This is a genomic window from Pseudomonas sp. B33.4, assembly GCF_034555375.1.
Classification (GTDB): Bacteria; Pseudomonadota; Gammaproteobacteria; order Pseudomonadales; family Pseudomonadaceae; genus Aquipseudomonas.
Map to the genome: position 1 here is coordinate 3007172 of NZ_CP140706.1, position 13332 is coordinate 3020503.

Here is a 13332-nt window from a genome sequence, read left to right on the forward strand (position 1 = left end):
TAGCGGATCTGCGCCGCCCGATTGGAAGGACGGTCTTGGTGGACAATAAAATAATCAGCCAAACAGTCCCGCCGCGATATTGATTGAAAATCCCAAAATAGCCGTGTTGAACACAAACCCGATCAATGACTGCGCGAGCACGATTTTCCGAATATCCCGCGTCGCCACCCCCACATCGGCTGTCTGCACCGCGACACCAATGGTGAACGAGAAGTACAAAAAGTCCCAATAGTTAGGCGTGGTCAGCCCTTCGGCAAAGCGCAGCGCCGGCTCCTTGCCATCCCAGGTGTAATACAACCTCGCGTAGTGCACGCAGAAAATCACTCCGATCAGCAGCCATGAACCGATCACCGTCAGCGCGGTGAAACCGTAATGCATGAGCTTGCGCGTAGTTTCCAGGTCCTTGCTGCCGGCCAGTTCGAAGGTGATGGTCGCCAGACTCGCCAGCGCAGCGATGCAGACCACGAAGAGCACCAGCCCGGCATTTTCGTCTTCGACTTCAGCGATGCGTTTGACGTCCGGAGCCTTGGCGCGCACGGTCAGCCAGAACATCAGGATCAGGTAAGTCCAGACGCCAGCGTTCCAGCCGATGAGGATTTTACTGACGATGGAGTCGGCGGGGACCAGGAGACCGGTGGCAAGGCCGAGGAGGGCGGCGGCAGACAGGCGAGGGTGAGTGCGGGCGAGGAAGCGCATGGGGAATCACGTTGGTGAAATGTCTCTGCACCATAGCGCACGCCACCTGGCTTTTGTAGGAGCTGCCGCAGGCTGCGATCTTTTGATCTTCTAAAAGCAAAGTCAAAAGATCGCAGCCTTTGGCAGCTCCTACAGTCTGGATCAGTGGGGTTTGGTGAAACGTTGTACGAGCTTCATGACGACGACGAAAAACACGGGGACGAAGATGACTGCCAGCGTGGCAGTGATCATTCCGCCGATCACCCCGGTACCGATCGCTTGCTGACTCGCCGAGCTTGCGCCTGTTGCAATGGCCAATGGCACCACGCCGAGAATAAACGCCAGCGAAGTCATCACGATCGGCCGCAGGCGCAACCGCGCCGCCTGCAACGTCGCGTCGATCAGGTCGTGACCTTCGTCATACAGACTCTTGGCGAACTCGATGATCAGGATCGCGTTCTTCGCCGACAGACCGATGATAGTGATCAGGCCGACTTTGAAAAACACATCGTTGGGCATCCCGCGTAACGTTACCGCCAGCACCGCGCCGAGTACGCCCAGCGGCACTACCAGCAACACCGAGGTCGGAATCGACCAGCTCTCGTACAGCGCCGCCAGACACAGGAACACCACCAATAGCGACAAACCGAGCAGGATCGGCGCCTGGTTGCCGGACAAGCGTTCCTGCAACGACAACCCGGTCCATTCCTGGCCAAGGCCTTTCGGCCCCTGCGCAACCAGGCGTTCGATTTCCGCCATGGCTTCACCGGTACTGTGCCCCGCTGACGGTTCGCCGGAAATCGCAATCGCCGGATAACCGTTGTAACGGGTCAACTGCGCCGGACCCTGAATCCAGTTGGCCTGCACGAACGCCGAGAGCGGCACCATGTGCCCGGCGTTGTTACGCACATGCATTTTCAGCAGATCGGCGACCTGGCTGCGTTGATCACCTTCGGCCTGCACGACAACCCGCTGCATGCGCCCCTGATTGGGGAAATCGTTGATGTAGCTGGAACCGACGGCAGTGGACAGCACATTGCCGATGTCAGCAAACGACACGCCCAAGGCATTCGCCTGTTTGCGGTCAACGATCAATTGCACTTGCGGCGCTTCGGCCAGCGCGCTTTCACGTACGTTCATCAACACCGGACTTTTTTCGGCCGCCGCGAGCAGTTCGCTGCGCGCCTGCATCAAGGTCGCATGGCCGAGGCCGCCGCGATCCTGCAAGCGGAACTCGAAACCGCTGGACGTGCCGAGGCCATCCACGGGCGGTGGCAGTACCGAGAACGCCATGGCGTCCTTGATCTCGCTCAGCGCAATGTTGGCGCGATCGGCAATCGAGCTGGCGGAGTCATCACTGCTGCGCTGCGACCAGTCCTTCAACGTCGAGAACGCCAAGGCTGCGTTCTGGCCGCTGCCGGAGAAGCTGAAACCGAGAATCACCACACTGTCGCTGATCCCCGGCTCGCCGGCGTTATGCGCTTCAAGCTGTTCAGCCACGGCCACCGTACGATTCTTGGTCGCACCGGGCGGCAGTTGAATGTCGGTGATGGTGTAACCCTGATCTTCCACTGGCAGGAAAGAGGAGGGCAGACGCGCGAAGCACAGGCCCAGGCCCACCAGCAGCACAACGTAGATCAGCAGATAACGGCCACTGCGTTTCAGCGCATAGCCGACCCAGCCCTGATAACGATCAGTCAGGTGCTCGAAGCGGCGGTTGAACCAGCCGAAGAACCCGGACTTTTCATGATGCTCGCCCTTGGCAATCGGCTTGAGCAGCGTCGCGCACAGTGCCGGCGTCAGGGTCAGGGCGAGAAACGCCGAGAACAGGATCGACGTCGCCATCGACAGCGAGAACTGCTGGTAAATCACCCCGACCGAGCCCTGCATGAACGCCATCGGAATAAACACCGCCACCAGCACCAGGGTGATGCCGATGATCGCGCCGGTGATCTGTGTCATCGCCTTGCGCGTGGCTTCCTTGGGCGACAGGCCCTCGGTGGCCATGATCCGTTCGACGTTCTCCACCACCACGATGGCGTCATCCACCAGAATGCCGATGGCCAGCACCATGCCGAACATGGTCAGCACGTTGATCGAGAAACCCAGCGCCAGCATGGTCGCGAACGTGCCCATCAGTGCCACCGGCACCACCAGCGTCGGGATCAGCGTGTAGCGCACGTTCTGCAGGAACAGGAACATCACCGCGAACACCAACAGCATCGCCTCGCCCAAGGTGTAAACCACTTTGGTGATCGAGACTTTGACGAACGGCGAGGTATCGTACGGGATCTTGTATTCCACCCCTGCCGGGAAGTAGCGCGACAGCTCATCCATCTTCGCCCGCACCAGCGTCGCGGTGTTCAGCGCGTTGGCGCCCGGCGACAGTTGCACGCCAACGGCGGTGGACGGCTTGCCGTTGAGGCGCGTGCCGAACTGGTATTCCTGACTGCCGATCTCGACCCGCGCCACGTCACCGATGCGCACGGTTGAACCGTCGCGATTGGCCTTGAGGACAATGTCGGCGAATTCTTGCGGCGTCGATAACTGGCCTTTCACCAGAATGGTCGCGGTGATTTCCTGGCTCGACGGATTGGGCAGATCGCCGATGCTGCCGGCGGACACCTGGGCGTTCTGCGCGACGATGGCGGCGTTGACATCGGCCGGCGTCAGGTTGAAGGCGATCAGCTTTTGCGGATCGATCCAGATGCGCATCGCCCGTTCAGCGCCATATAGCTGCGCCTTGCCGACACCGTCCAGACGCTTGATCTCGTTCATCACGTTGCGCGCCAGATAATCACTGAGCGCGACGTCATCGAGTTTGCCGTCGCTGGAAGTCAGGGTGATCAGCAACAGGAAGCCGGACGAAACCTTTTCGACCTGCAAACCTTGCTGATTGACCGCTTGCGGCAGCCGCGATTCAACAACCTTGAGGCGGTTTTGCACGTCGACCTGCGCCAGTTCCGGGTTGGTGCCCGGCTGGAACGTGGCTTTGATCGTCGCGCTGCCGAGGCTGCTCTGCGATTCGAAGTACAGCAAGTGATCAGCGCCGTTAAGTTCCTCCTCTATCAGGCTGACCACGCTTTCATCGACGGTCTGCGCCGAGGCGCCGGGATACACCGCGTAGATTTCGATCTGCGGCGGGGCGACGTCGGGGTATTGCGCCACGGGCAACTGCGGGATGGCCAGCGCACCGGCCAACAGGATGAACAACGCGACGACCCAGGCAAACACCGGGCGGTCGATAAAGAACTGCGGCATAGAAAAGCGTCCTGCTTACTGACCAGAGGTCTGGGCAAGTGGAAGAGGGGTGTCGTCGATCTGTACTTTTTCGCCGGGACGGGCGTGTTGCAGGCCTTCGATGACGATGCGGTCGCCGGGCTTGAGGCCGCCAGTGACGATCCAGCGATCGTTCTGCACCGCGCCCACTTGCACCGGTTGCTGGGCCACGCGCATTTGCTCGTCAACCGTCAGCACTTGCGCGATACCGGCGCTGTCACGCTGCACCGCGCGTTGCGGCACGGTGATGCCGTTCTGGATCGTTGCCTGCTCCAGACGCACGCGGATGAAACTGCCCGGCAGCAAGTCGAGATCCGGGTTAGGGAATTCACTGCGCAGGATGATCTGGCCGGTGCCCGGGTCGACGGTGATGTCGCTGAAGAGCAATTTGCCCGGCAGCGGATACAGGCTGCCGTCATCCTGAATCAGTGTGGCTTTGACCTGATCCTGGCCGACTTCCTGCAACTGCCCGGAGCGGAAAGCGCGGCGCAGTTCGTTGAGTTCACGGGTCGACTGAGTGAGGTCGGCGTGGATCGGGTTGAGTTGCTGAATCAGGGCTAGCGGCGTGGTTTCGTTCTGCCCGACCAGGGCGCCTTCGGTCACCAGTGCACGACCGACACGCCCGGAAATCGGCGCGGTGACGGTGGCGTAACCGAGGTTCAGTTTTGCGCGTTCGACGGCAGCCTTGTTGGCCGCAACGTCAGCGGCGGTTTGCCGGGCATTGGCGCGGGCGTTGTCGTAGTCCTGGCCGCTAATGGCTTGGTCGTCGATCAACTGGGCATAGCGCTGCTCTTGCAGTTTGGCCTGGAACGCATTGGCCTCGGCCTTGCGCAGCGCGGCTTCGGCGCTGTCGAGGTCAGCCTTGAACGGTGCCGGGTCGATGCGGAACAGCACGTCGCCCTTTTTCACGTCGCTGCCTTCGCGGAAGGTGCGCTGCAAGACCACTCCGGCCACCCGTGCGCGCACTTCGGCAATTCGCGGCGCGGCGATGCGGCCGCTGAGTTCGCTGCTGAGCGTCAGGGGATGCGCTTCGATCGTCTCGATGCGCACCGTGGCCGGTGGCGTCTGATCCTCTGCCTTCGAGGACGAATCACAGGCGCTCAGTGTCAGCGCCATCGCGATCAGGCCGAGCCCGGCCAGCAGTTTGTTCGACATGTAGAACCCCCAATATTGATGTCCGCATCCTACGGGCAGACGCCGAGATTAGCGGTGAAGCTTTGTAGGCGCTGTGTGAAATTGTGTAAGGGTTTTGCTCAGGGATGGGCGAGGGCGTATATCCTTCAGGTCTTGAAATTTATTGCGACAGATAGATAGCTTTCGCGAGCAGGCTCGCTCCCACAAGGAATCGCATTCCAAGTGTGGGAGCGAGCCTGCTCGCGAATGGGCCTTATCAGTCGCCACAGCACTTTCTGGATCACCCATGCCCAACATCCTCCTGGTCGAAGACGACACCGCCCTCGCCGAACTGATTTCCAGCTACCTGGAGCGCAACGGTTATTCCGTCAGCGTGATCGGCCGTGGTGACCACGTGCGCGAACGGGCGCGGGTCAATCCGCCGGATCTGGTGATTCTCGACCTGATGCTGCCCGGCCTCGACGGCCTTCAAGTCTGCCGTTTACTGCGTGCCGATTCAGCGACATTGCCGATCCTGATGCTCACCGCCCGCGACGACAGCCACGATCAGGTTCTGGGCCTGGAAATGGGCGCCGACGATTACGTCACCAAACCTTGCGAACCGCGCGTGTTGCTGGCACGGGTGCGCACCCTGTTGCGCCGCAGCAGCCTCGGCGAACCGCTGACCGCCAATGACCGCATCCTCATGGGCAATCTGTGCATCGACCTGTCCGAGCGCACCGTCACTTGGCGCGATCAACCGGTCGAACTGTCCAGCGGCGAATACAATCTGCTCGTAGTCCTGGCCCGCCACGCCGGCGAAGTGTTGAGCCGCGACCAGATCCTGCAACGTCTGCGTGGAATCGAATTCAACGGCACCGACCGTTCGGTGGACGTGGCGATTTCCAAGCTGCGCCGCAAGTTCGACGACCACGCCGGCGAGGCACGCAAGATCAAGACCGTGTGGGGCAAGGGCTATCTGTTCAGCCGTTCCGAGTGGGAATGCTGAGCTGATGTTTCGCATCCTGTTTCGCCTGTATCTGGTGACGATCGTCTCGTACAGCGCGGCGATTTATCTGGTGCCGGATCTGGTGGTCATGGCGTTCCGGGATCGCTTCGTCACCTATAACCTCGACTATTCGCGCGGCCTGCAATCGCTGATCACCCGCCAGTTTCATGCCGTGCCGCACGATCAATGGCCGGCGCTGGCGGCGTCGATGGACAAGGATTTCCAGCCGCTGCACATCGTCCTCGCGCGAATCGATGATGCTCAGTTCACCGCCATCGAGCAGCAGCGACTGCGGCGTGGTGAAAACGTCGTGCGTATCGGCGATTGGGGCTGGCGCACGCTGGCGGTGACGCCGCTGGATGACACCACAGCGGTGCAAATGGTCGTGCCGCCGGACCCGCTGGACGTCAATCTGTTGTACTGGAGCATCAATGTGCTGATCGGCGCGAGCCTGCTCGCCTGCCTGCTGATGTGGCTGCGCCCGCACTGGCGCGATCTGGAACGCCTCAAAGGCACAGCCGAACGCTTCGGCAAAGGCCATTTGAGCGAACGCACGAAAATCGCTCAAAGCTCTAACATTGGCAGCCTCGCCAACGTTTTCGACACCATGGCCGGCGACATCGAAAACCTGCTCAACCAACAACGCGATTTGCTCAACGCCGTGTCCCACGAACTGCGCACGCCGCTGACGCGTCTGGATTTCGGTCTGGCCCTGGCTTTGTCCGATGACTTGCCGACGGCCAGTCGTGAACGTCTGCTGGGACTGGTCGCACACATTCGCGAGCTGGATGAATTGGTGCTGGAGCTACTTTCCTACAGCCGTTTGCAGAACCCGGCGCAGTTGCCGGAGCAGGTCGAGGTGTCGCTGGATGAGTTCATCGACAGCATTCTGGGCAGCGTCGATGAAGAACTGGAATCGCCGGAAATCGTCATCGACGTGTTGCTGCACGGTCAGCTCGAACGCTTCTCGCTTGATCCACGCCTGACCGCGCGCGCGATCCAGAACCTGCTGCGCAACGCCATGCGCTATTGCGAGAAACGTATTCAGATTGGCGTGCAGGTCAATGCCGCGGGTTGTGAAATCTGGGTCGACGATGACGGCATCGGGATTCCCGATGACGAGCGCGAGCGGATTTTCGAGCCGTTCTATCGGCTCGATCGCAGCCGGGATCGGGCCACAGGTGGTTTTGGGCTTGGCCTGGCGATCAGCCGTCGAGCACTGGAAGCGCAGGGCGGCACGTTGACGGTTGAGTCTTCGCCGTTGGGCGGGGCACGGTTCCGGTTGTGGTTGCCCACTACCGCATAAAGTCGAACGCTGTATCTGTTATCGCGCAATATCCTTGTAGGAGCTGCGGCACGCTGCGATCTTTTGATTTTGATTTTCGAGATCAAAGTCAAAAGATCGCAGCGTGCCGCAGCTACAGGTTTGGATGTACATAGAGTGTATGAATACCCGAAGTCTCTGTGGGAGCGGGCTTGCCCGCGAAAGCGCTGGATCAGTCGCCAACTTCAGTGCTGGTTGTCCGCGATTTAGAAATGGCGAAGGTCTACAGCGTTCTTACACTTTCAGCAGTTGCGCGCGCAGCCGTCCCGCATGCTGCTCCAGCTCCGCCGACGAATTACGGCCAATCAACATCCACGCTTGCTCGCGCTCTGTCCAGTACACCACATTCATCTCATGCCGACGCTCATGGGCCAACGGCTGACTGCCGCTATTTGAGCGTGTCACGCACAGCGCCACTGGCCCATGCTGCGGATCCAGATAAACGATCTGCGCAATGGGTACGCCGTCGTACTCAAGCATTTGTGCCCGTTTGAATTCGGCACCAGGCAACTTCAAATTAGCTGGCGAAAGGTTCAGGCCCAGGCGCGCATCGATCGTGCGTAGTTGCGCGCGCTGGGACGCTTCGTCGGTGGGCAGATGATCGAGCGTCTGCGGCACATACAGCGCCATGTAATCGCCGACCAGTGCGCGCCAATTGTTTGATTGCGCGGCATGCCAGCCAAGGAACAAACGGTCAGCCAACACACCGCCTGTCACCAACGCGGCGGCGGCGCCAGCGATAAACCAGCGGCGACTCAGCCCCGGCCTTTCTGGCGAAGGAATGGCATCCAGCCGCGCTTGCAGGCGATCCAGCGGCGCCTGCTGCGCCAGTTCGTCATAGGCTTTCCGGTACGGCAGATTGCTGCGGCTGAGCCATTGCACGCGCAGACTGAGCAGCGGGTCTTCGGCAATGGCGCTGTCGAGTTGATGGCGATATTCCTGCTCGAGTTCTCCGTCGAGGTAGGCGACCAGTTGCTCATCCGAAGGTGTGTTCATCAACGGTCTCCTTCGGTGGATTTCGGCACCGCTTGCAGTGGCGGGTATTCGGCGAGTTTGAGGCGGGCGGTGGCCAGACGACTCATCACCGTGCCGATCGGTACTTGCAGGATTTCAGCAACTTCGCGGTAGGACAGGCCTTCGACATAAGCCAGATACACGGTTTCGCGCTGGGTTTCCGGCAGCGCATCGACGCGGCGAATCACTTGTGCGGCCATGACGTGAGTCTGCGCCGCGTATTCACCATCGAACGCCAGTTGCCCATCGGCATCGACCTGACCCGTACCCTGACGCACGCGTCGTGCGCGCACTTCGTTGAGCCAGATCGAATGCAAAATACTCAGCAACCAGCGATCCATACGCGTGCCGGCCACGTACTGAGCCGCACGTTCTAACGCGCGCACACAGGTGGCCTGCACCAGATCCTCGGCCACATGCCGATTGCGCGACAGCAGCAAACCGTAGCGCCACAGTCGCGCCAGATGCTGTCCGAGTTCTGCTCTGAATGCCTGATCGCTGACGATGATGGCTGCCCTTATGAAAATGCTCAGGTTTTCGCTGAATCGTTGATGGCTTCGGCCAGGTCCTGGTACTCCTCGCACGAGGTGCCGCAAATCGATTTGATCTGCTGCAACTGCTCCTGCGCCAGATCGACGCGACCTTTGATCACATAGGCCTCGCCGAGGTATTCGCGCACTTGCGCGTACTGCGGATCAAGTTTCACCGATTGCAGGTAATAACCGATGCCTTCGTCTGTTCTTCCCAGCTTGCGCGTTGCATAACCGCGATAGTTGAGAGCCTTGGCGGTGTTCGGTTGTTTCAGCGTGTCCAACAGCGCCAGCGCTTCTTCGTAGCGACCAACCTTGGCGAGGCGATAGGCATAGTCGGTGCGGTCGGCATCCGGCAACAGGCTGCTGGTTTGCAGCACGCACTTCTGCGTTTTGCTGTCCCAGACCTGGCCTTTGGGGCACTCGGGTTTCTGCACTGGCGCTTCTTCATCACCATTGGCGAAAGCCAACTGGCTGGACATCGCGGCGACCAGCAGCAACGGGGCGGCGAACATAACGGAACGGATAGTCATGGGCAAGGCTCCACAGAGGGTTATGTTTCACTTTGAACACCACAGGGTGAATTTTTATTCATTGCTTTATCAGTGACTGTTCAAGTTCAGCGTAAATTCAAGCGCTATGCTCGTCAGCGTCTGCCGTCGATCCGATGTTTTGCCGTAAGGAGCGTTGCCATGACCGACCATGTCCATCACTCAGCCGCTGCCGGCTACAAAACTGCCGCCGACACCTACGTCAAAGGGCGGCCGGACTATCCGCCGCAGGTTAGTCAGTGGCTGACCGCGACGCTGGGCCTGGATGGGCATAAAACGGTGATTGATCTGGGCGCCGGCACCGGCAAGTTCACCGGGCGTCTGGTGGCGACCGGCGCGCAAGTGATCGCCGTTGAACCGGTGGCGCAAATGCTGGAAAAGCTCTCGGACGCCTGGCCTGAAGTGCTGGCGGTGAGCGGCACGGCGACTGATCTGCCGTTGCCGGATGCTTCCGTGGATGTGGTGATTTGCGCGCAGGCGTTTCACTGGTTCGCCAGTACCGAGGCGCTGAGCGAAATCGCTCGAGTACTCAAGCCGGGTGGCAAGTTGGGGCTGATCTGGAACTTGCGTGATATCGCAGTCCGTTGGGTGCCGAAACTGGATGCCATCGTCAACGCACTGGAAGGGGACACGCCGCGCTATTACACCGGCGCCTGGCGCACAGCATTTCCGCACCCGGCATTTGAGAAATTGCAGGTTGAACAGTTTCATCATGGTCATACCGGCTCACCGGAAGATGTGATCTTCAACCGCGTGCGCTCCACCAGTTTCATCGCCGCGCTGCCGGAAGCGCAGCGGGCGCAGGTCGATGAGCAGATACGTGCGTTGATCGCCGCAGAGCCTGAATTGCGTGGCAGGGATGTGCTGACGGTGCCTTACGAAACCGCCGCGTTCGTCGCCGTAAAAAAGGGCTGAATCCCACGGCATTCCAGTGTAGGAGTGAGCCTGCTCGCGATAGCGGAGTGTCAGTCACCTCATCTTTGGCTGACACTCCGCTATCGCGAGCAGGCTCACTCCTACAGGGGTTTCAGGTGTTCATAGTATCTGGCTGCACTTTGCCACCGCCTTCCGGCGCTCGCGAACCCCACGCACCACCAGATACAACAACGGCCCGATCGACACGAAAACCGCCGTCAACAACAAATAAGGCATCACCGACCAGACCGATTGCCCCCGCGACCGGGCATCCTTGACCATCCACACGCCGGCCAGCGTGGCCAGCAGATACAGATCAATCACCACCTGCGCGGTATCAGGCCGCGACATCAGGCTGATGCCAAAATCGATCAACGACTGTTCAGCCTGCAGCATCACCGAAACGGTGTAGCCGGTAAAAGCGAGCAAAGCCGTGAGGGGCAGGGCGATAGGCATCATGCATTCCTTCCGTGGTGTGATGAGAGAGTCGCCAGACTAACGTCACCACGGAAAATTGGCCATTGACTTGCCATTAGCGCGCAGGCTAATTTCCAGTCCATGACTTCGACTGTATCGCGCTGCCAGCCAATGATTATTACCGCCATTCCTCATTTGGCGGGCTAGCTCACGACTGCAGCACCCAACCCGCCCTAGAGGCGGGTTTTTACTTTCTGTCTCCGGGGTTTTTGAAATGTGGCTCATGTAGGAGCTGCCGAAGGCTGCGATCTTTTGACTTTTATTTTTCTAAAGATCGCAGCCTTCGGCAGCTCCTACAGGGACCGTGTGAAATTCTGCCAAGGAGATGTTCATGAGCTACACATACGATCAGCAAACCCTGCTTGAGCACTACGTGAAAAAGATCCTCGCCGCGCCGGTGTACGACCTCGCGGTGCGCACGCCTTTGCAAGCGGCGCCGGCGCTGTCGGAGGCGCTGGGCAACCGGATTCTGCTCAAGCGCGAAGACCTGCAACCGACGTTCTCCTTCAAGATCCGTGGCGCCTACAACAAGCTGGTGCAGCTCAGTGACGAGCAAAAGGCGTGCGGAGTGATCACCGCATCGGCCGGCAATCACGCGCAAGGCGTGGCGCTGGCAGCGCGCGAACTGGGGATCGCGGCGACCATCGTCATGCCGGCGACGACGCCGGAGCTGAAAGTGCTGGGTGTGCGCAGTCGCGGTGCTGAAGCGTTCCTGCACGGCGAGAGTTTCCCGTTCGCGCTGGCCCATGCGCTGCAACTGGCGGAACAGACCGGGCGCACCTTCGTGTCACCGTTCGATGACCCAGAGGTGATCGCCGGGCAAGGCACCGTGGCAATGGAAATCCTTCGTCAGCATCAAGGCACACTGGATGCGATCTTTATCCCGGTGGGCGGTGGCGGTCTGATCGCCGGCATCGCGGCCTACGTCAAATACCTGCGCCCGGAAGTGCGGATCATCGGCGTCGAATCGGAACATTCAGCGTGCCTGAAGGCCGCGCTGGAAGCGGACCAGCGTGTGGTGCTGCCGAGCGTCGGCACCTTCGCCGATGGCGTGGCGGTCGCGCAGATTGGCGCGTTCGGCTTTGAGGTTTGCCGCTTTTGCGTCGACGAGGTAATCACCGTCAGCAACGACGATCTCTGTGCGGCGATCAAGAATATCTACGACGATACCCGCTCGATCACCGAACCTTCCGGCGCCCTGGCCGTGGCTGGGATCAAGCAGTATGTAGCGCGAACCGGGGTGCGCGAGCAGACATTCGTGGCGATCGACTCGGGCGCCAATATCAACTTCGACAGCCTGCGCCATGTCGCCGAGCGCGCCGCAGTGTGCGGCATCTCGGCATGATGAGGCTTAGGGCAGCAAGGGGCGCAGGAAGCTGCGCTCGTAGCTGACGATAAACTTCTTCTCGACCAGGCTGGCCACCAGTGCGGTGCTTTCCGGGTCAGTCATCGCGATGTGCCGATAGCTCTCGTAATCCGCCAGTGACGGAAAACTGAACAGGCAATAAGCGATGTTGCTCGCGCCCTCGGACGGCAAAAAGTAGCCGTGATGCGTGCCGCCCAAGCGCTCGACGATGCCGATCCAGGCCTTGGCGTAGGCCTCGAACTCGGGCAATTGGTACGGATCAATGACATATCGGACGTGGCAGGTAATCAAGCAACGCACTCCTTGTTCGGTTATTCCTGCAGGGCTGTACCGACTTTGTCCGACGCCGACCAGATGCGATAACGCACTTCGACGTCCGACGGCGCATACACCACGACCGGCAACTTGCTGTTGTACCGCAGCATGAAGCCGTCACCGACGACCGGCACGAACGCACGTTTCTTCTGGCTGCCAGGTGGGCAGGCCATCATCGTACTCATCGGCCCAATGACCTTTTCCAGTCGATAGAACGGATAACCCCAACCTTCAAGATTCTTCTCATCGAGAACGCCGCCCAAACGCTGGCGGTTGCAGTCCACTTCAAGGGTTTTGCCAGCGAGGATTTCAACCTGGAAGTTCTCTTCCTGCTCTTGCTTGGGCAAGTGAATGACCTGGCGGGTGAACCCTGCTTCAGCCTTCGGGAACGGCGCGACGTCTTCAAGTTTGGCAGCGTGGGCGAGGGTGGACAGGCTGGCGATGAACAAGCCGGTGGTCGCGTAGACGCGTAAAGAACCCATGGAAGCCTCCGTGCGGGTGTAGGGTGGATAACGGGCATTCTTACCGTCATGGGCCGTGATTGCAAACCAGCGTCGAGTTGCAAATTGCAGTATCCGCCGAGGCCATTCTTGCAATTTGCAAGTAGCCTAATACTGGCACCGCCGCCAAGTGCTTGATTTCATGAGGGTGAAAATGAACCGATGAAAGGCACGCTTTATGCGTCTTTTCAGTGCGGCGCACCGGACTTGGGCGCCTACACTCCAATGAGCATTTCGCAGTACCACCGCTTGTCGCACCATGGA

Annotated in this window: 12 protein-coding genes and 1 pseudogene; 4 read left to right on the top strand and 9 right to left on the bottom strand. The window is 59.9% G+C overall.

Going from position 1 to position 13332, the window contains the following annotated elements; genetic code table 11:
* Nucleotides 1–54 precede the first annotated feature (54 nt).
* The 3 genes from U6037_RS13280 to U6037_RS13290 all read right to left on the bottom strand — a co-directional run bounded on the left by U6037_RS13280 (nucleotide 55) and on the right by U6037_RS13290 (nucleotide 5109).
* A complete protein-coding gene (locus U6037_RS13280) occupies nucleotides 55–696 on the bottom strand; it encodes a DUF1345 domain-containing protein (RefSeq protein ID WP_034154234.1) in 642 nt (213 codons plus the stop codon).
* Nucleotides 697–837: 141 nt separating this feature from the next.
* Nucleotides 838–3936, bottom strand: coding sequence for an efflux RND transporter permease subunit (locus U6037_RS13285; RefSeq protein WP_322847079.1), 3099 nt, complete (start codon nucleotides 3934–3936; stop codon nucleotides 838–840).
* A 15-nt stretch (nucleotides 3937–3951) separates the two neighbouring features.
* Nucleotides 3952–5109: an efflux RND transporter periplasmic adaptor subunit gene (locus U6037_RS13290; RefSeq protein WP_322847080.1), complete on the bottom strand. Its 1158-nt coding sequence runs from the start codon at nucleotides 5107–5109 to the stop codon at nucleotides 3952–3954.
* 265 nt (nucleotides 5110–5374) lie between these two features.
* On the opposite strand from U6037_RS13290, the gene U6037_RS13295 reads away from it, so the two are divergent.
* Together U6037_RS13295 and U6037_RS13300 are read left to right on the top strand one after the other, a co-directional pair.
* Nucleotides 5375–6076 (top strand): response regulator transcription factor, encoded by a 702-nt coding sequence (locus U6037_RS13295; RefSeq protein ID WP_007912171.1) that lies wholly within the window; start codon nucleotides 5375–5377, stop codon nucleotides 6074–6076.
* 4 nt (nucleotides 6077–6080) lie between these two features.
* The gene (locus U6037_RS13300; protein WP_322847081.1) at nucleotides 6081–7382 is read left to right on the top strand and encodes an ATP-binding protein; all 1302 of its coding nucleotides are present in this window, start codon (nucleotides 6081–6083) and stop codon (nucleotides 7380–7382) included.
* A gap of 252 nt (nucleotides 7383–7634) precedes the next feature.
* Here the strand turns inward: U6037_RS13300 and U6037_RS13305 are convergent, their stop codons facing one another.
* From U6037_RS13305 to U6037_RS13315, 3 genes are all read right to left on the bottom strand, one after another.
* Entirely contained in the window at nucleotides 7635–8396 is a 762-nt protein-coding gene (locus U6037_RS13305; RefSeq protein WP_322847082.1) for a transcriptional regulator, read from the bottom strand.
* Nucleotides 8396–8878: a sigma-70 family RNA polymerase sigma factor gene (locus tag U6037_RS13310; RefSeq protein ID WP_416221721.1), complete on the bottom strand. Its 483-nt coding sequence runs from the start codon at nucleotides 8876–8878 to the stop codon at nucleotides 8396–8398. The genes U6037_RS13305 and U6037_RS13310 overlap by 1 nt, the downstream gene beginning before the upstream one ends.
* Nucleotides 8879–8943: 65 nt before the next feature.
* Entirely contained in the window at nucleotides 8944–9477 is a 534-nt protein-coding gene (locus tag U6037_RS13315) for a tetratricopeptide repeat protein (RefSeq protein WP_322847083.1), read from the bottom strand.
* 159 nt (nucleotides 9478–9636) lie between these two features.
* Here U6037_RS13315 and U6037_RS13320 point away from each other — a divergent pair, with 159 nt between their 5' ends.
* Nucleotides 9637–10410, top strand: coding sequence for a methyltransferase domain-containing protein (locus tag U6037_RS13320; RefSeq protein ID WP_322847084.1), 774 nt, complete (start codon nucleotides 9637–9639; stop codon nucleotides 10408–10410).
* Nucleotides 10411–10530: 120 nt separating this feature from the next.
* Here U6037_RS13320 and U6037_RS13325 read toward each other — a convergent pair whose 3' ends face one another.
* On the bottom strand, nucleotides 10531–10869 hold the full coding sequence (locus tag U6037_RS13325; RefSeq protein WP_322847085.1) for a DUF2834 domain-containing protein: 339 nt from the start codon (nucleotides 10867–10869) through the stop codon (nucleotides 10531–10533).
* A 343-nt stretch (nucleotides 10870–11212) separates the two neighbouring features.
* Between U6037_RS13325 and ilvA the strand changes: the two are divergent.
* Nucleotides 11213–12208 (top strand): annotated as a pseudogene (gene ilvA, locus U6037_RS13330) (threonine ammonia-lyase, biosynthetic); the annotation flags it as partial.
* Between the two features lie 30 nt (nucleotides 12209–12238).
* Here the strand turns inward: ilvA and U6037_RS13335 are convergent.
* Both U6037_RS13335 and eco read right to left on the bottom strand, forming a co-directional pair.
* Nucleotides 12239–12544 (bottom strand): NIPSNAP family protein, encoded by a 306-nt coding sequence (locus U6037_RS13335; RefSeq protein ID WP_322847086.1) that lies wholly within the window; start codon nucleotides 12542–12544, stop codon nucleotides 12239–12241.
* A 20-nt stretch (nucleotides 12545–12564) separates the two neighbouring features.
* Nucleotides 12565–13050: a serine protease inhibitor ecotin gene (gene eco, locus U6037_RS13340; protein ID WP_007912158.1), complete on the bottom strand. Its 486-nt coding sequence runs from the start codon at nucleotides 13048–13050 to the stop codon at nucleotides 12565–12567.
* Nucleotides 13051–13332 lie beyond the last annotated feature (282 nt).

Excerpts from the sequence above, each read along its gene's own strand:
- U6037_RS13295 (WP_007912171.1), top strand. The coding sequence starts at position 5,375 with ATGCCCAACATCCTCCTGGTCGAAGACGACACCGCCCTCGCCGAACTG.
- U6037_RS13325 (WP_322847085.1), bottom strand. The coding sequence starts at position 10,869 with ATGATGCCTATCGCCCTGCCCCTCACGGCTTTGCTCGCTTTTACCGGC.
- U6037_RS13315 (WP_322847083.1), bottom strand. The coding sequence starts at position 9,477 with ATGACTATCCGTTCCGTTATGTTCGCCGCCCCGTTGCTGCTGGTCGCC.
- U6037_RS13285 (WP_322847079.1), bottom strand. The coding sequence starts at position 3,936 with ATGCCGCAGTTCTTTATCGACCGCCCGGTGTTTGCCTGGGTCGTCGCG.
- U6037_RS13305 (WP_322847082.1), bottom strand. The coding sequence starts at position 8,396 with ATGAACACACCTTCGGATGAGCAACTGGTCGCCTACCTCGACGGAGAA.
- U6037_RS13290 (WP_322847080.1), bottom strand. The coding sequence starts at position 5,109 with ATGTCGAACAAACTGCTGGCCGGGCTCGGCCTGATCGCGATGGCGCTG.
- U6037_RS13320 (WP_322847084.1), top strand. The coding sequence starts at position 9,637 with ATGACCGACCATGTCCATCACTCAGCCGCTGCCGGCTACAAAACTGCC.
- U6037_RS13280 (WP_034154234.1), bottom strand. The coding sequence starts at position 696 with ATGCGCTTCCTCGCCCGCACTCACCCTCGCCTGTCTGCCGCCGCCCTC.
- U6037_RS13300 (WP_322847081.1), top strand. The coding sequence starts at position 6,081 with ATGTTTCGCATCCTGTTTCGCCTGTATCTGGTGACGATCGTCTCGTAC.
- eco (WP_007912158.1), bottom strand. The coding sequence starts at position 13,050 with ATGGGTTCTTTACGCGTCTACGCGACCACCGGCTTGTTCATCGCCAGC.